At 29.0% G+C, this 17,505-nt stretch carries 16 protein-coding genes; 6 read left to right on the top strand and 10 right to left on the bottom strand.

What is annotated here, in order from left to right; all coding sequences use genetic code 11:
- Positions 1-6: 6 nt before the first annotated feature.
- Genes BM335_RS00165 through BM335_RS00140 form a run of 6 tightly spaced genes read right to left on the bottom strand, consistent with a single transcriptional unit; the run spans position 7 to position 4,923 of the window.
- Positions 7-690: a lycopene cyclase domain-containing protein gene (locus BM335_RS00165; protein WP_090221708.1), complete on the bottom strand. Its 684-nt coding sequence runs from the start codon at positions 688-690 to the stop codon at positions 7-9.
- Positions 690-1,130 carry a sterol desaturase family protein gene (locus BM335_RS00160; protein WP_090221705.1) on the bottom strand — a complete coding sequence of 147 codons (441 nt, stop codon included), beginning with the start codon at positions 1,128-1,130 and terminating at the stop codon, positions 690-692. Before BM335_RS00160 ends, BM335_RS00165 begins: the two co-directional genes overlap by 1 nt.
- Positions 1,127-1,624: a hypothetical protein gene (locus tag BM335_RS00155; RefSeq protein WP_090221703.1), complete on the bottom strand. Its 498-nt coding sequence runs from the start codon at positions 1,622-1,624 to the stop codon at positions 1,127-1,129. The genes BM335_RS00160 and BM335_RS00155 overlap by 4 nt, the downstream gene beginning before the upstream one ends.
- Positions 1,625-1,629: 5 nt before the next feature.
- On the bottom strand, positions 1,630-2,469 hold the full coding sequence (locus BM335_RS00150; RefSeq protein ID WP_090221700.1) for a phytoene/squalene synthase family protein: 840 nt from the start codon (positions 2,467-2,469) through the stop codon (positions 1,630-1,632).
- Positions 2,470-2,503: 34 nt separating this feature from the next.
- Positions 2,504-3,964, bottom strand: coding sequence for a phytoene desaturase family protein (locus BM335_RS00145; RefSeq protein ID WP_090221698.1), 1,461 nt, complete (start codon positions 3,962-3,964; stop codon positions 2,504-2,506).
- A 56-nt stretch (positions 3,965-4,020) separates the two neighbouring features.
- Positions 4,021-4,923, bottom strand: coding sequence for a MerR family transcriptional regulator (locus BM335_RS00140; RefSeq protein ID WP_090221695.1), 903 nt, complete (start codon positions 4,921-4,923; stop codon positions 4,021-4,023).
- A 123-nt stretch (positions 4,924-5,046) separates the two neighbouring features.
- Between BM335_RS00140 and BM335_RS00135 the strand changes: the two genes are divergently transcribed.
- A complete protein-coding gene (locus tag BM335_RS00135; protein ID WP_143102355.1) occupies positions 5,047-5,472 on the top strand; it encodes a DUF4405 domain-containing protein in 426 nt (141 codons plus the stop codon).
- A gap of 62 nt (positions 5,473-5,534) precedes the next feature.
- On the opposite strand, the gene carB is transcribed toward BM335_RS00135, so the two are convergent.
- Together carB and rpmH are read right to left on the bottom strand one after the other, a co-directional pair.
- Positions 5,535-8,387: a carbamoyl-phosphate synthase large subunit gene (gene carB / locus BM335_RS00130; protein ID WP_090221692.1), complete on the bottom strand. Its 2,853-nt coding sequence runs from the start codon at positions 8,385-8,387 to the stop codon at positions 5,535-5,537.
- Positions 8,388-8,528: 141 nt separating this feature from the next.
- Positions 8,529-8,690, bottom strand: coding sequence for a 50S ribosomal protein L34 (rpmH, locus tag BM335_RS00125; RefSeq protein ID WP_090221690.1), 162 nt, complete (start codon positions 8,688-8,690; stop codon positions 8,529-8,531).
- 191 nt (positions 8,691-8,881) lie between these two features.
- Between rpmH and BM335_RS00120 the strand changes: the two genes are divergently transcribed.
- The 5 genes from BM335_RS00120 to BM335_RS00100 all read left to right on the top strand — a co-directional run bounded on the left by BM335_RS00120 (position 8,882) and on the right by BM335_RS00100 (position 15,484).
- Positions 8,882-9,760 carry an SDR family oxidoreductase gene (locus BM335_RS00120; protein WP_090223165.1) on the top strand — a complete coding sequence of 293 codons (879 nt, stop codon included), beginning with the start codon at positions 8,882-8,884 and terminating at the stop codon, positions 9,758-9,760.
- A gap of 97 nt (positions 9,761-9,857) precedes the next feature.
- On the top strand, positions 9,858-11,471 hold the full coding sequence (locus BM335_RS00115; RefSeq protein WP_090221684.1) for a CTP synthase: 1,614 nt from the start codon (positions 9,858-9,860) through the stop codon (positions 11,469-11,471).
- A 110-nt stretch (positions 11,472-11,581) separates the two neighbouring features.
- Complete coding sequence (gene yidC / locus BM335_RS00110; protein ID WP_090221681.1) at positions 11,582-13,480, top strand: membrane protein insertase YidC; 1,899 nt, start codon at positions 11,582-11,584, stop codon at positions 13,478-13,480.
- An 81-nt stretch (positions 13,481-13,561) separates the two neighbouring features.
- Positions 13,562-13,990: a hypothetical protein gene (locus tag BM335_RS00105; RefSeq protein ID WP_090221679.1), complete on the top strand. Its 429-nt coding sequence runs from the start codon at positions 13,562-13,564 to the stop codon at positions 13,988-13,990.
- A gap of 66 nt (positions 13,991-14,056) precedes the next feature.
- Complete coding sequence (locus BM335_RS00100) at positions 14,057-15,484, top strand: bifunctional metallophosphatase/5'-nucleotidase (RefSeq protein ID WP_090221676.1); 1,428 nt, start codon at positions 14,057-14,059, stop codon at positions 15,482-15,484.
- A gap of 1 nt (position 15,485) precedes the next feature.
- Here the strand turns inward: BM335_RS00100 and BM335_RS00095 are convergent, their stop codons facing one another.
- Both BM335_RS00095 and BM335_RS00090 read right to left on the bottom strand, forming a co-directional pair.
- Positions 15,486-16,439, bottom strand: coding sequence for a phosphoribosylaminoimidazolesuccinocarboxamide synthase (locus BM335_RS00095; protein WP_090221674.1), 954 nt, complete (start codon positions 16,437-16,439; stop codon positions 15,486-15,488).
- Between the two features lie 48 nt (positions 16,440-16,487).
- Positions 16,488-17,441: a PhoH family protein gene (locus BM335_RS00090; protein ID WP_090221671.1), complete on the bottom strand. Its 954-nt coding sequence runs from the start codon at positions 17,439-17,441 to the stop codon at positions 16,488-16,490.
- Positions 17,442-17,505 lie beyond the last annotated feature (64 nt).

Genomic DNA, 17,505 nt, shown 5'->3' with positions numbered 1-17,505 from the left:
AACTTATTAGTTGAATACTTTTTTAAACTTTTCAATCAATATTAAGTTGGCAAAAAGCATACTAAACGCGTAAAAAGCATCTTCTATAGGAATTGTGAATAAACGAATTCCTAAATTTTCTGCATTGTCATACCAAACAACTTCCTGATGAATAAAACTTCCAGTTAAAATACCATTTACAATAAAAAATGGAATTAAAATCACTAAAAAAGTAATGTAGAATTTTTGTAAAATAGTATTCTTAGTAACAAAAGCATATATGAGTAAACCAGCAAAAACCAACAAATTAATAAATGTGTACCATTTATCTGTATTGAAAATCAACACAATTGCTGATATTAAAAACAATATAATTGTAATATAATTTGTAACTTTTTTTGATAGTTGAAGATTTGGATAAAAATATCCTACTGCATAATGTGTAAAAATACTTGCGTAAGGAATGCAGATGAAAAATAATATTTCCTCTAACGGAAGTCCTAAAATAGTGAAATTAACATGATACACAGGATTAAAACCCCAAACACCCATTTTGGTGAAAAATATATCCCAAACTAAAAAAAAGAACGCAACAATAAAAATGGAAAGAAAAACAGATTTCCACCACTTTATAAAGCGCATTTTTTTTTCAAAACTATAAACGAATGGAACTATAAATGATGCGATATTTAATACTAAATATAAACTCATTACATTCTAAAATATTTAAAAGGCACAAACAACATACCAAAACATTCCCCTTCTTCTTTTCCTAAATGTTTATGATGCACTTTATGCGCTTTTCTTAAACCAATTAAATACTTATTAGTTGTTTTATTAAACCATTTAAATCGCCTATGAATTAAAACGTCATGCACTAAAAAGTAAGCCATTCCGTAAAGCAAGATTCCTAAACCAATAAAAAAGAAGTAATTCAATCCACCTTGCAAACCAACGTAAAATAATACAATACTAGGAATGGCAAAAATTACAAAAAACACATCATTTCTTTCAAACCAACTTTTGTATTGCGGCTGATGGTGATCTTCATGAAAATACCACATAAAACCGTGCATTACAAATTTATGCGTTAACCAAGTAACACATTCCATACATACAAATGTTATAAGTGTAGTTAAAAAAAATATCATAATTTTTGAATTACTTTGTTTATTTTTGTTGATTGACTTACTGTTAATCCTTTTACTAACAACATTTTACCTAACATTGTTTGTTTAAACTTTAAAGGTAATGAACTATTTACAATGTTATTAACTATAAAAGTATAATCTTCTTCTATATTTTTATGATAGCCTAAAAATTTAGGAATTTCACTTTGAAACAAAAAACGGATATAGCGCATTTCTATATTTTTTGCATCAGTTTTAATTGCATTATCTAATAACTCTGAACCTTCTTTAAAATAACTCCATTTATTAAAAGGAAAAAATGCAAATTTTGCTTTCATTAATAATAGTGCTGCTTTGTAAGCATTTGCTTCTTTTAAGTCACTTTTCTCTAATAACTGAATGTAATTATCAGCTTCTTTAATAGTTTTTACAGTTAAAAAATTATTTCTAATCTCCTCTATTCCTGTTGAATATACAGAAACTGTAACAAATACAAAAAACAGAAAGATTTTCATAATTATTATAATAAATTTAATTTAAATACCAAAAAAGAACGTGCTAATAAACTTACTTTCATTGGGTTAGAAACTCTAATTCTGGTTGTTAAAATTTTCTCTGACGGTGTACTTTTTAATTTTGATAACAATCTTCTATAATAAATATAAGCAGTGTATACACCAAATTTCGCCTCAATTGGCAATAATTTTATGCCTTTATATGCTTCAACAAAATCTTCTTCAATTTCATTAATAATAGATTGCTTTGCATTTAAGTCTAGCGACTTAAAATTTACTCCTGGAAAGTAAGAACGATTTAAAATTTCATAATCATCTTTTAAATCTCTCAAAAAATTTACTTTTTGAAATGCCGAACCTAATTTCATAGCAGGTTCTTTTAAACTTTCATATTTTTCATCATCACCATTCACAAATACTTTTAAACACATTAAACCAACTACATCAGCCGATCCATAAATGTAATTATTATATTCTGCCTGCGTTTCATATTCTGTTTTGTTTAAATCTAGTTTCATACTTGTTAAAAAAGCCTGCACCAAATCATCAGTAATATTATTCTTTTTAACTGTTTTTTGAAAACTATTTAAAATTGGATTTAAGCTAATACCAGCTTCCATTGCGGTATAATAATCTGTTTCAAACTGATTGATTAATTTATTTTTATCATAGCCATGAAATGAATCTACAATCTCATCTGCAAACCTCACAAAAGCGTAAATACTATAAATATCTTCTCTAATTTTTGGTGATAACATTTTTACTGCCAAAGAAAAAGAAGTACTGTATTTTTTTGTAACAATTTTGCTACAAACAAAGGAAGTATCATCAAATATTTGCTTCATAATCTTTAATTTTTTTAGTTAGTAGTAGTATATTTTAAACAGCATTTTTTAAGACCATTTCCGACACAATTTTACCCGAAATTATTGATGGCGGAACGCCCGGTCCTGGCACTGTTAATTGACCTGTGAAAAATAAATTTTGTACTTTTTTACTGATAATTTTTGGTCGTAAAAAAGCAGTTTGAGTTAATGTATTTGCCAACCCGTAGGCATTCCCTTTATATGAATTATAGTCTTCTATAAAGTCATTTACACAATACGATCTTTTAAATAAAATACTGTCTGATACTTTTTGATTTGTTAATTTTTCTAATCGCTCTATAATTACATTAAAATAATGTTCTCTAATTTTTGGATTATCTTCAATACCCGGAGCAATTGGAATTAAAAAAGTAGCCGCTTCTTTATTAATAGGGGCAAAACTATTATCGGTTATACTTGGGAAACTTGCATAAAAAAGCGGCTCTTTTGGCCATTGAGGCGTATCGTAAATATCTACTGCGTGTACATCAAAATCCGTATCAAAAAATAACGTATGATGTGCAACATTTTCTAATTTTTTATCGAAACCTACATAAAACAATAAGGATGAAGGTGCGAATGTTTTTTTACTCCAATATTTTTCAGAGTACATTCTATACTTTTTATCTAGCAACGTTTCTGAATGATGATAATCTGCGCCACTTACTACAATATCTGCAGGCATAAACAAGCCATCAACAGTTACACCAGTAGTTTTTCCATTTTCAACTTCAATTTTTTGCACATTCTGATTTGTTTTAACAGTAACGCCTAATTCCGTGGCTAATGAAACAAATGCTTTTACAACTTCAAACATTCCTCCTTCTGGATGCCAAGTTCCTAAACCAAAATCGGCATAATTCATAAAACTGTAAAAACTTGGAGTGTTTGATGGTTTTGCGCCTAAAAACAATACAGGAAATTCTAATATTTGAATTAACTTTTTGCTTTTAATATTAGCTCTTACTTCTGTACTGATACTTTTAAAAAACTGATTTACATTTTTTATGGTATCAAAAGTGATTAATTCTGTGATAGAATTTCCTGGTTTGTATACCATATTATTCACAGCAATTTCATAATTAAATTTTGCTGCTTTCAAAAACTTCTTCAAGTATTTTGAACTTCCTTTTTCTTCTTTCTCAAAAAGCTCATAAATTTCTTTAATATTATCTGAAATAGTTAATGACTCAAGTACATCAAAATAAACCTGATATGCAGGAGCTAACTTTTTTAAATCGTAATAATCTGATGGTTTTTTATTGAAATCATTAAAAAATTTCTCAAAAACATCTGGCATCCAATACCAAGTTGGACCAATATCGAATTTAAAACCATCCTGTTCTAAAACTCGTGCTCTTCCTCCTACACTTGAATTTTTCTCAAGTATAGTTACGTTAAATCCCTTTTGAGCTAAGTAACACGAAGCTGAAAGTGATGAAAATCCCGAACCTATTATAATTATGTTTCTCATATTTTGTTTAACAAATATACAAAAAGATTAAACAAAACAAAATTTAATAAAAAAAATTACAGAATATTTAACATTGCAGTAGGTGAAGGAAATAAAGATATTTGTGCTGGTGTTTGATAATTTTCTTCAATTTGTTGCAATTTAAAGCCAGTAACCCACAACTTATGCGTTGTATTTATTAGCACATTATTAAATAGCTCTTGTAAATATTCTTCAGTTGAAATTTTACTTGGTTCTACCGTTAAATAAGTAACAAAACAAATTTCTTTATATACATTCTGAAGATCTTTTAAATTCTCTACTGGAACACTTTGCCCTAAATAAATAGAATGCTTTCCTTGAAATAACAATTCAAAATGTAAGTACAATAACCCTAACTCATGAATTTCATTTAAAGGTAAAAACAATACATATTTTTCATTACTATCATTCACATTTAACAATTGAAGTTTTTCAATATTTAAATATAATTTTTGCTTAATTAAATTCGTAATAAAATGCTCATGTGCCGGTGTTATTGAATTTACCATCCATAAAACTCCTATTTCATTTAAAAACGGTAAAAATATTTTTGTGAAAATAGACCTAAATGAGCTATGAGATATTAAACTATTATATGTTTGATTGAATAAGGGTTCATCAAAATTTAACATTGCTAATTTAAATGAGTTTAAGGCGCTGCTTTCAAAACCTTCTTTAAAAACAATTTCCTTCACCTTAATTTCCATTTTATTTTTAGAAAGATCAGCGATTTTAGAAATTTTTAATCCACTATTGTACAGCAGAGTAACATTTAATAATTTTTTTAAATTATCAATATTATAATATCTAATGTTTGATTCTGTTCTTTGTGGTTCAAACAAATTATAGCGTTTTTCCCAAATTCTAATGGTATGTGCTTTAATTCCAGAAAAGTTTTCTAGATCTTTAATTGTAAATTCAGTTTTAATATTGTTCAAACCTTTTGTATTTTATTTAAACAAATGTAATTTTTAAATTTATAAAATCAAAAAAACATTTCAATTTAAACCTTTTTGCATTTTACAAGTCTAATTTCCATAAGTAATTATAAAATAAAAATAATGAGAAAACCAACACTGAATTTTATCATAAATGCTCTAATGTTCTTTTGTATGTCTGCTGTTTTAGGCGTCGGTTTATTAATTAAATACACTTTAATTTCTGGCCAAGAACAAATAAGTAAATATGGAAGAAATGATAAACTTTTATTATTAGGATTGAACAGACATGAGTGGGGAGAAATTCATCTTATAATTGGATTTCTTTTAATTGGATTATTAATTCTCCACATCATTTTACATTGGAAAGCAATTAAAAGTGTATATGAACGGCTATGTTATAAAAAACTAGCTTTAAAGATTTTTTCAATCGTTTTTTTTACTATTTGTTTTTTATTTTTAATTCTTCCTTTTGTTGTGAATCCATCATCTAAAAATATAATAAATCAAAATAAAATTGAACACATCCAATCACATCGTAATCATTAAAATTACAATGTAAAAAAGCCCTTATATTTAAATATAAAGGCTTTTTTTCACTCTTAAGAATATTATTTATTCAAATACATTTTTCTACGAGAATACAATTCATAAAACTGATCGTCTTTTAAACTATCAATAAATAAAATGCTTTCTCCTGTTGATTTCATTTCTGGTCCTAATTTTTTATCAACGTTAGGAAACTTATTAAATGAGAACACTGGTTGTTTAATAGCAAACCCTTCTAATTTAGGATTAAATGTAAAGTCTTTTACCTTATTTACTCCTAACATTACTTTGGTTGCATAGTTAACGTATGGCTCTTGGTATGCTTTTGCAATAAACGGAACTGTACGAGAAGCTCTTGGATTGGCTTCAATGATATAAACCGTATCATCTTTAATAGCAAACTGAATATTAATTAAACCAACCGTTTTTAAAGCTAATGCTATTTTTTTGGTATGATCTTTAATTTGTTGCATCACAAATTCACCTAAATTAAAAGGTGGTAACGTAGCATTTGAATCACCGGAATGTACTCCACAAGGCTCAATGTGCTCCATTATTCCAATAATATACACATCTTCACCATCACAAATTGCATCTGCTTCTGCTTCAATAGCACCATCTAAATAATGATCTAGCAATAACATATTATTTGGAATACTTCTTAGCAATGCAACCACATGTTTTTCTAATTCTTCTTTATTGATAACAATTTTCATTCCTTGTCCACCTAATACATATGATGGACGAACTAAAATTGGAAAATCTAAATTATCAGCAATTGCAGCTGCTTCATCAGCAGTTGTTGCTGTTCCATATTTTGGAAAAGGAATGTCTAACTCAACTAATAATTCAGAAAAACGTTTTCTGTCTTCAGCTAAATCCAGTGCTTCAAAGCTAGTTCCTATAATTTTTACACCCCATTTATCTAATTTTTCAGCTAATTTTAAGGCTGTTTGCCCGCCTAACTGAACGATAACTCCTTCCGGTTTTTCATGTTGAATGATATCATAAATATGTTCCCAAAAAACTGGTTCAAAATATAATTTATCGGCAGTATCAAAATCTGTGGAAACAGTTTCAGGATTACAGTTAATCATAATTGTTTCATAACCAGCTTCCCTAGCAGCTAGCACTCCGTGCACACAACAATAATCAAACTCAATTCCCTGCCCAATTCTATTTGGACCAGAACCTAATACAATGATTTTCTTTTTATCGGTTACAACACTTTCATTATGTGCATAACTGCCTTTTTCTGCAGTTATCATTTTATTTTCAAAAGTTGAATAATAATATGGTGTTTGCGCACTAAATTCAGCCGCACAGGTATCAACTAATTTATAAACTCTATTGATATCTAATTCTTGTCTTTTTGCGTAAACTTCACTTTCAAAACAATCTAACATATGCGCAATTTGTCTGTCGGCAAATCCTTTTTGTTTTGCTTCTAGCAATAATTCATAGGTTAAAGTTTCTAATTTATTGGTAGTAATTTCTCTTTCTAAAGACAATAATTCTTCATATTGCTTTAAAAACCACATATCAATTTTAGTGATTTCGTGAATTCTACTTAAAGGAATACCAATTGAAATAGCATCATAAATTACAAAAACACGATCCCAACTTGCATTCGTTAATTTCTCTATAATTGTTTCATAATTTGTTTCACCTTTTCCGTCTGCTCCTAAGCCATTCCTTTTAATTTCAAGGGATTGTGTTGCTTTATGTAATGCCTCTTGAAAACAACGCCCAATTCCCATTACTTCTCCAACCGATTTCATTTGCAAACCTAAAGTTCTGTTTGCTCCTTCAAATTTATCGAAATTCCAACGTGGTATTTTTACAATTACATAATCTAATGTTGGCTCAAATAACGCCGAAGTAGTTTTTGTAATTTGATTATTTAATTCATCTAAATGATAGCCAAGCGCTAATTTAGCTGCAATTTTAGCAATAGGATATCCTGTTGCTTTTGATGCTAAAGCTGATGAACGCGATACACGTGGATTGATTTCAATTGCAATAATATCTTCTTTCTCATCAGGGCTTACAGCAAACTGCACGTTACAACCACCTGCAAAATCTCCAATAGAGCGCATCATTAAAATGGCCATATCACGCATTCTTTGGAAAGTTTTATCACTCAAAGTCATTGCTGGAGCAACTGTTATAGAATCTCCGGTATGAATTCCCATTGGATCCATATTTTCAATAGTACAAACAATAACAACATTATCGTTATCATCTCTCAAAAGTTCTAATTCGTACTCTTTCCAACCTAATAAAGCTTTATCAATAATAACTTCGTGAATTGGGGAAGCTTCTAAACCTCTACTCAATAATTCATCAAAATCTTCTTTATCATATACAATTGATGCTCCAAAACCTCCTAATGTAAATGATGGTCTAATTACCAACGGAAAACCATATTCTTGTGCAATTTCTTTTCCTTTTAAAAATGAAGTTGCTATGGTTGAAGGTGCTTGTCCAACACCAATTTTAATCATTAACTGTCTAAACTTTTCACGATCTTCAGTAATATTAATAGCATCAATATCAACACCAATTAATTCAACATTAAAATCTTTCCAAATTCCTTTATCATCTGCTTCAATACATAAATTTAATGCAGTTTGCCCACCCATTGTAGGTAACACTGCATCAATTTCTGGGTGCATTTGTAAAATTTCAATAATAGATTTTGTTGTTAATGGTTTTAAATAAACATTATCAGCCAATGACGGGTCTGTCATAATAGTTGCTGGGTTAGAATTGATTAAAGTAACTTCAATTCCTTCTTCTTTTAACGATCTAATAGCTTGTGAACCAGAGTAATCAAATTCACATGCTTGGCCAATAATAATTGGACCTGACCCAATTATTAATATTGATTTAATGTTTGTGTTTTTTGGCATTTGTTAGTATAAAAAATTAATGTGTAAATATCAATAAAATTCGTTTTTTAATAAAAAATAGTTTTCAAAACTTATCAAAAAATCATAAAAAAAGGTGTTACTAATTGAAAGTAACACCTTATATATAAAACTATTGTTTCATTATTTCTTTGGTCTTGGATCAGAAGAAACGCTAATTCTCTTTCTACCTTTAGCTCTTCTTCTTGCTAACACTTTTCTACCCGTTGCAGAAGCCATACGCTCTCTAAAACCATGTTTATTTCTTCTCTTTCTTTTTGACGGCTGATAAGTTCTTTTACTCATTACAAATATCTTTAAAAATCGTGTTTCTTATGTTGTTAGTTATTAGCAAAATCCTCCTGCTAAAAGCGAGGGCAAATATACAATTAGTTTTGTGTTTGACAAATAGATTTTTAAAAAAAATTAAAAAAAATAATTTAATCCAAAAAAATGAAATATTTCCTACATTTATAAAAACCAAAAATACGCAAATTATGTATCAAAAACCAATGTTAAAAGAAGGAAGTTTAAATAATCAAGTTATTGTTATTACTGGAGGAGGCAGCGGTTTAGGTAAATCGATGACAACTTATTTTTTAGAACTAGGTGCTAATGTAGTTATTACTTCAAGAAATATTGAAAAATTAAATAATGTTAAAATTGAACTTGAAGAAAAAACTGGAGGTAAGGTTTTACCTGTACTGTGTGATGTAAGAAATTACAATGAAGTAGAAAATTTACTTGCAGAAACTATAAAACGGTTTGGAAAAGTAGATGGATTATTAAATAATGCTGCAGGAAATTTTATTAGTCCAACAGAAAGATTATCTGCCAATGCATTTGATACTATTATTGATATTGTATTAAAAGGAAGTAAAAACTGCACACTTGCTTTTGGTAAACATTGGATTGATATTAAACAACAAAAAGCTACCATATTAAATATTGTAACAACGTATGCTTGGACAGGCTCTGCGTATGTGGTTCCTTCTGCAACTGCAAAAGCCGGTGTTTTAGCTATGACTCGCTCATTGGCGGTAGAATGGGCAAAATATGGAATCCGTTCAAACGCCATTGCTCCTGGCCCGTTCCCAACCGAAGGTGCTTGGGACAGATTATTGCCCGGAAATTTAAAAGATAAATTTGATATGAAAAAGAAAGTTCCTGTAGGCAGAGTTGGCGTACATCAAGAACTAGCAAATTTAGCAGCATATTTAATGAGTGATTTTTCTGCGTACATAAATGGAGAAGTAATTACCATTGATGGTGGCGAATGGTTGAAAGGCGCGGGAGAATTTAATATGCTGGAAGAAATTCCTGATGAAATGTGGGATATGCTTGAAGCAATGATTAGAAGTAAAAAAAGCAAATAATTTAAAAAATAAATAACTATAAAATTCTTAAAATTTTAAAGAGTTCTTTTTTTGTCAACTAAAATAGAGTTAGTACTTTTGCCCAAACCTACGGATAATGAAAAATACGAAATATGTTTTTGTAACTGGTGGCGTTACATCTTCACTTGGAAAAGGGATAATTGCTGCATCTTTAGCAAAATTATTACAAGAAAGAGGCTACTCGGTAACCATTCAAAAACTTGACCCATACATTAATATTGACCCTGGAACTTTAAATCCTTATGAACATGGCGAATGCTATGTTACCGATGATGGTGCTGAAACTGATTTAGATTTAGGACATTACGAACGTTTTTTAAATATTCCTACTTCTCAAGCTAACAATGTTACCACTGGACGAATTTATCAATCTGTTATTGATAAAGAACGTAAAGGTGAGTTTTTAGGAAAAACTGTTCAAGTGATTCCTCATATTACAGATGAAATTAAACATCGCGTTCAAATATTAGGTAATACTGGAGAGTTTGATATTGTAATTACTGAAATTGGCGGAACCGTTGGAGATATAGAATCTTTACCTTATGTAGAATCTGTTCGTCAATTATTATGGGAATTAGGTCATGAAAATGCCATTGTTATTCATTTAACATTAGTCCCTTATTTAGCTGCTGCAGGCGAATTGAAAACAAAACCAACACAACACTCTGTAAAAATGTTAATGCAAAGTGGTGTAAGTCCAGATATTTTAGTTTGTAGAACAGAGCACGAAATATCAGATTCTATAAAAAGTAAATTGGCATTGTTTTGTAATGTTAAAAAAGAAGATGTTATTCAATCTATTGATGCAGAAACAATTTATGATGTTCCAAATTTAATGTTAGATGAAAATTTAGATTTAGTTGTACTTAAAAAATTACAATTACCACAAGATAAACAGCCAGAATTAAAAGTTTGGAATGAATTTTTATCAAAATTTAAAAATCCAAAATATACTGTTGAAATTGGTTTAATTGGTAAATATGTTGAATTAAAAGACGCCTACAAATCTATTTCCGAAGCTTTTATACATGCTGGTGCTCAAAATGAAGTTCAAGTAAATATTAATTGGATTCATTCTGAAGGTTTAACCGTTGAAAACGTTCCAAATAAATTAAAAAAATTAAACGGAATTTTAGTGGCTCCAGGTTTTGGTGAAAGAGGAATTGAAGGTAAAATTGCTGCAGTTAAATATGCAAGAGAAAACAATATTCCGTTTTTAGGAATTTGCTTAGGAATGCAAATGGCAGTTATTGAATTTTCTAGAAATGTGCTTGGCTTAGCTGATGCTAACTCAAGTGAAATGAATAACAATACCAAAAATCCAGTAATTGATTTAATGGAAGAGCAAAAAAGCATTACCAATTATGGTGGAACAATGCGTTTAGGAGCTTGGGATTGCAAATTAAAAGAAAACAGTAAAATAAAAAATATTTACAAAAAAGAAAATATTAGTGAACGCCACAGACATAGATATGAATTTAATAGTTCTTATTTAAAACAAATTGAAAATGCTGGAATGATTGCCACTGGAAAAAATCCAAAAACAGATTTGGTGGAAGTTATAGAAATACCATCGCATCCTTGGTTTATTGGCGTACAGTATCATCCAGAGTACAAAAGTACCGTACTTAATCCACATCCTTTATTTGTAGATTTTGTAAAAGCATCTTTGGAACACTCTTTGAACTAACATACAATCATTAATAAATACTAATAAATAACAATACATTTAGTACTTTTGTCGGACTTTTTTAAAACTTTTAAAAAAGAAAATGACAAATTGACATTTTATAAACACTCATGGAAGAAAAAAAATTCGACATTAATTCACTCATAGGATTCGTTCTATTAGGTGCAATTATGATTTGGTGGATGTACACCAATCAACCAACTCCTGAAGAATTAGCCGCAGAAAAAGCCAAAACGGAGCAAGTTCAAGAAGAAACACCAACTTCAACAACAACAAAATCAATAGATTCTGATTCAATAATTACACAAGTTACTGATTCGCTTTCTTTTGAAAAAGCTAAAGGTGAACTTGGCGTATTTGCATATTCTGCATCATTACCATCAGCAACCAATAATGAAACTATTTTAGAAAACGACTTGATAAAATTGGTTATTTCTAATAAAGGTGGACAAATTAAAGAAGCTTTAATAAAAAAATACGTTACTCATGATTCTTTACCATTATATATTGTTAAAGATAACAACACATCTTTCAATATTAATTTTGGTACTTCTGATAACAGATCTTTAAATACTAAAGATTTATTTTTTGAACCAAGTGTAACTAAAAATGGAGATAACAAGGTGCTTTCTATGAAATTGAAAGTAGCTGAAGATAAATTTTTAGAATATAGATATGAATTAAAACCTGATGAATATATGATTGATTTCATAATTCGTTCACAAGGTTTAAGTTCAGCTATCAATTCATCACAACAATTAGTTTTAGACTGGGATTTAAAAGCGTTTAAAAATGAAAAAAGTATTCGCTACGAAAATCAACAAACTGAAATGTATTATGAAAAAGAAGATGAAAAAATTGATTATCTATCCGTTGGAAAAGAAGATGATGCCGAAGAATCTGATGTAAATTGGGTAGCATTTAAACAACACTTTTTCTCTTCAATATTAATTACTGATGATGCATTTGAAAAAGCAACTTTAACTTCAAAATCATTGGTTGAAAATGAAGATATTGATACCACTTTTACCAAACAATTTCATTTAAAAGCACCAATTGCTTTAGAAAGTGGTGAAATAAATCATAAAATGAATTGGTACATTGGACCAAATGATTACCAAATTTTAAAAAAATATGATAGAAATATTAAAGAAGTTGTAAACTTAGGTTGGGGAATATTTGGGTTTATTAACAGATATATTTTTATTCCAGTATTCAACTTTTTACAAGGATTTATTGGTAATTACGGTTTAATTATTATTCTGCTAACTATTGTTGTTAGAATTATAATGTCGCCTTTAGTGTATAAATCGTACCTATCAAGTGCCAAAATGAAAGTACTTCGTCCAGAAATGGAAGAAATTAACAAACGTTTGCCTGGTAAAGAAAACGCAATGAAACGTCAACAAGAAACAATGGCGGTACAAAGTAAAGCAGGTGTTAGTCCGCTTTCCGGATGTATTCCAGCACTGTTACAAATGCCAGTTTTCTTTGCTTTATTTAGATTTTTTCCTTCAAATATAGATTTACGTCAAAAAGGATTTTTATGGGCCGAAGATTTATCTGCTTATGATTCAGTCTTTAAATTACCATTTAAAATACCAATGTATGGAGATCATATTAGTTTATTTCCAATTTTAGCATCTGTAGCCATTTTCTTTTATATGAGAATGAGTCAAAGTCAGCAAATGAACATGCAACCTCAACAAGAAGGAATGCCAGATATGCAAAAAATGATGAAAATGATGATGTATCTGTCGCCAGTTATGATGTTGATTTTCTTTAATATGTATGCAAGTAGTTTGAGTTTATATTATTTTGTATCTAACTTATTAACTGTTGGAATTATGTTAGTCATCAAAAATTATATTATTGATGAAGATAAAATACATGCTAAAATTCAGGAAAACAAACTAAAACCTAAAAAGGAAAGTAAATTCCGTCAGAAATTAAATGACGCAATGAAACAAGCGCAAGAGCAACAAGCGAAACAACAAAAAAAGAAATAAAACGAAGTTAAGTGCTTTCAACTAACAATATACCAAAAATTAGTTTTGGTATATTGTTTTTTACCCCAAAAATATTTTTAAATGACCCCATTAAACAGTAATTATCAAATTCTAGAAAAATATAATCTTATTGTAGAATGCCACGAAGGCCCTCTGGATATTGATTCCTATAAAAACTTTAAAGTAAAAGTAATTGACAATCCATCTTATAAAAATTCTTTAAATTACATTATAAATTTTAAAAATGTAGATTTTAAAATGACACCTAATGAAATTGAAGATTATGTGAATTACTTAAAACAAATTCCTAAAATTTTTGGTTACAAAAAACTGGCATTTTTAACCAGAACTCCTAACCAAATTGTTCCTGCTACTATTTATAAAATGAAGCAAAACGAGTTAAACCAAACTGTTGATATCTTTTCTACTTATGAGAGCGCATTAAACTGGTTACAGACAGATTTAACTTCAGAAGAGCTCATTAATATTTTTAAAGAATTAAAAAAATAACAGCTTAATTTTTACTAAATTTATCATAATTTATTTCGAACAGAATTGAAATAAAATTTATAAAAAATGAAATCAATAAATTTCATCATAAAATATTTTATAATTTCAGTACTATTTTTAGCATGTTCAAAAAATAGTGAAAACACTCAAATCCCGACTAATCAAAGTCAAGAAATTACTATATTTCATATTAATGATCAACACGGACAATTAGATAATTTCTCAAAAATTAAACATATTGTTGATGAAGAAAAAAAATTATCTAACGTACTTTTAGTTTGTGGCGGCGATATTTTTTCTGGGAATCCAGTCGTAGATAATCATCCGCAAAAAGGTTTCCCTATGATTGATGTTATGAACGCTGTTGGCTTTGACGTTTCTGTTATTGGAAATCACGAATTTGATTATGGAGAACTTATTTTAAATGATCGTTTTAGCCAATCAAAATTCAGCTGGATTTGTGCTAATGTAAATACTAGTAATAGTACTATTTCACAACCAAATGCTTTTAAAACTATCACAATTAACGGACTTAATATCACTTTTTTAGGGTTAGTAGAAACCTCAGGAAAAGACAATGATATTATTCCATCAACACATCCTTGGCGCGTACAAAATTTAACTTTTGAAAAGTTTGAAAACAGCGTTGTAAAATATGCTAATTTAAAAGAAAGTCAACAAGCAGATGTTTTAGTAGCACTCACCCATTTAGGTGAAAATTCAGATTTTAAACTGGCAAATAATTATCCTTATTTTGATTTAATTATTGGCGGACATTCACATACTGTAACCAATCAAACAGTTAATAACATTCCTATTTATCAAGCCGGTTCAAATTTAAATAATTTAGGAAAAATAAAATTATCTATAAAAAATAAACAAATAGAATCTATTAGTTACCAACTAATTAACCTAAATAATTACACCAATTTTGATGCTGCTATTAAAGAAAAAGTAGATTATTATAATGCCAATTCAAATTTAGATGATATAATTGGTTTTTCCGAAGCGTATCATTCAAAATCTGATGTTGGTAGTTTGTATACTGATATTTTAAGAAAACAAATGAATGTTGATCTAACTTTTCAAAATACTGGAGGTATAAGAAACACTTTAGACGCTGGCAATATATTAAAACGTGAAATATATAGTATTGATCCTTTTAACAATGGTTCAGTTACTTACAGTATGACAATTGCTGAAATTAAAAACTTTTTAAAACAAAGTAAAATTGCTATTTATTATGCCGGAGTTAACATCTTACAAGTAAATAGCACTATTGAAATTAGAGATGAAAATAACCAACAATTAAATGACAACACTACATTGACAGTTGGTTTAAATGATTATATTCCAGCAGTATATGACACTTATTTTACACAAACACCAACAATTAAACCTTACACTACAGCCGAAGGATTGATTGAATATTTACAAAATAATACAGGTGCAATTAATTATACACAAGTGAACAGTTATTTTCAGTATCAATAAACTATTTTTTATTTAAAAAAGCCAACACATTTTTCTCAATACGTTCTGCAATATTGCTAACGTCTGACTTTATAAAAGTTTCACCAGTTATTTTTTCATATAACTCAATATATCTGTCAGAAATTTCGTTTATTTTTTCTTCATTCATTTCAGGAATTACTTGTCCCTCTAGTCCTTGAAAACCATTGGCAATTAACCATTGACGTACAAACTCCTTAGATAATTGCTTTTGAGCCTCTCCTCTATTTTGTCTTTCTTGATAACCATCTGCATAAAAATAACGAGAAGAATCTGGTGTATGAATTTCATCAATTAAAACAATTTTACCATCTTTTGTTTTTCCAAATTCATACTTAGTATCCACCAAAATTAAACCGCGTTTTGCAGCAATTTCAGTTCCTTTTTTAAATAAAGCACGTGTATAATTTTCTAAAACTTCATAATCTTCTTTAGAAACAATTCCTTTAGCTAAAATATTTTCTTTTGAAATATCTTCATCGTGTGCTCCGTTATCTGCTTTTGTTGAAGGCGTAATAATTGGAGTAGGAAATTTATCGTTTTCTTTCATTCCTTCAGGCATTGCAACACCACAAAGTAAACGCTTTCCTGCTTTATATTCACGTGCAGCGTGACCAGATAAGTAACCTCGTATCACCATTTCAACTTTAAACGGTGTACACATATGGCCAATTGCCACATTTGGATCTGGAATAGCAATAATCCAATTTGGAACAATATCTTTGGTTGCTTCCATCATTTTTGAAGCAATTTGATTTAATATTTGTCCTTTAAACGGAATTTGTTTTGGCATAATAACATCAAACGCAGAAAGTCTATCTGAAGCTATCATTACTAATAATTCATTATTTATATTATAAACTTCTCTAACTTTTCCTTTATAAACTGAAGTTTGATTTGGAAAATTATAATTGGTGTTATTAATTGTATTGCTCATTTTTAGTGTTGTGTTGTATTACTTAATTAAATTTCAAAAATACTTCAATTATTCGGTACCTACTTCTAAATTTTTGTAGGCTGTAATTATTTCTTTTACCAATCTGTGTCTAATTACATCTTTATCATCAAAATACACAAATGCAATTCCTTTAATATCTTTTAAAGTTAACATAGCTTCCTTTAAACCAGAAACTTGTCTGCGTGGTAAATCTATTTGCCCAGGATCTCCATTTATAACAAATCGGGCGCTTTTACCCATTCTTGTTAAAAACATTTTCATTTGGTTGTGTGTGGTGTTCTGTGCTTCGTCTAAAATTACAAAAGCATTATCTAATGTTCTTCCTCGCATAAATGCCAAGGGAGCAATTTCAATAATTCCCTTTTCAATATAAGCATCCAATCTTTCAAAAGGAATCATATCTCGTAATGCATCATACAATGGTTGCATATATGGATCTAATTTTTCCTTTAAATCTCCTGGCAAAAAACCTAAGTTTTCGCCAGATTCTACTGCTGGTCTGGTTAAAATAATTCTTCTAACTTCTTTTTCTTTCAACGCCTTTACAGCCAAAGCAACGGCTGTATAAGTTTTCCCTGTTCCTGCAGGACCAATGGCAAAAAGCATATCATTCTTTGCCATTTTATCAACCATTTTACGTTGATTTACGGTTTGTGCTTTTATCAATCTACCACTTACGCCGTGCACTAAAACATCATCTGCAAACTTAGACGTTTTAGATTCTTTTCCATTAGACGTTAAAATTTGCTCAATACTATTTCCGTCTAACTTATTATACTTATTAAAATAATTGATAAGCATTGCTAAACGTTTCTCAAATTCATCCAAAATTTCAGGTTCACCATAGGCTTTTAAGCTATTGCCACGTGCAACAATTTTAAGTTTTGGATAATACTTTTTTAATATTTCTACATGAGAATTTTGTGTTCCAAATAAATCGTTTGGATTAATCTCTGTCAATTCAATAATGCGCTCGTTCAAATGATAAAAGTTGTTAAGTTTAAATAAAAATTAGATTTCCATTAACAGAATAATTGATTAGATT

The organism is Lutibacter maritimus (assembly GCF_900116115.1).
Taxonomy (GTDB): Bacteria; Bacteroidota; Bacteroidia; order Flavobacteriales; family Flavobacteriaceae; genus Lutibacter; species Lutibacter maritimus.
Note: the sequence above shows the minus strand (reverse complement) of the source record. Positions and strands in the feature narration are given on the sequence as shown.

Bases quoted from the DNA above. Each gene is read 5' to 3' on its own strand.
- BM335_RS00100 (WP_090221676.1), top strand. From the start codon at position 14,057: ATGAAATCAATAAATTTCATCATAAAATATTTTATAATTTCAGTACTA.
- yidC (WP_090221681.1), top strand. From the start codon at position 11,582: ATGGAAGAAAAAAAATTCGACATTAATTCACTCATAGGATTCGTTCTA.
- rpmH (WP_090221690.1), bottom strand. From the start codon at position 8,690: ATGAGTAAAAGAACTTATCAGCCGTCAAAAAGAAAGAGAAGAAATAAA.
- BM335_RS00135 (WP_143102355.1), top strand. From the start codon at position 5,047: ATGAGAAAACCAACACTGAATTTTATCATAAATGCTCTAATGTTCTTT.
- BM335_RS00155 (WP_090221703.1), bottom strand. From the start codon at position 1,624: ATGAAAATCTTTCTGTTTTTTGTATTTGTTACAGTTTCTGTATATTCA.
- carB (WP_090221692.1), bottom strand. From the start codon at position 8,387: ATGCCAAAAAACACAAACATTAAATCAATATTAATAATTGGGTCAGGT.
- BM335_RS00095 (WP_090221674.1), bottom strand. From the start codon at position 16,439: ATGAGCAATACAATTAATAACACCAATTATAATTTTCCAAATCAAACT.
- BM335_RS00160 (WP_090221705.1), bottom strand. From the start codon at position 1,130: ATGATATTTTTTTTAACTACACTTATAACATTTGTATGTATGGAATGT.
- BM335_RS00150 (WP_090221700.1), bottom strand. From the start codon at position 2,469: ATGAAGCAAATATTTGATGATACTTCCTTTGTTTGTAGCAAAATTGTT.
- BM335_RS00165 (WP_090221708.1), bottom strand. From the start codon at position 690: ATGAGTTTATATTTAGTATTAAATATCGCATCATTTATAGTTCCATTC.
- BM335_RS00120 (WP_090223165.1), top strand. From the start codon at position 8,882: ATGTATCAAAAACCAATGTTAAAAGAAGGAAGTTTAAATAATCAAGTT.
- BM335_RS00115 (WP_090221684.1), top strand. From the start codon at position 9,858: ATGAAAAATACGAAATATGTTTTTGTAACTGGTGGCGTTACATCTTCA.
- BM335_RS00105 (WP_090221679.1), top strand. From the start codon at position 13,562: ATGACCCCATTAAACAGTAATTATCAAATTCTAGAAAAATATAATCTT.
- BM335_RS00145 (WP_090221698.1), bottom strand. From the start codon at position 3,964: ATGAGAAACATAATTATAATAGGTTCGGGATTTTCATCACTTTCAGCT.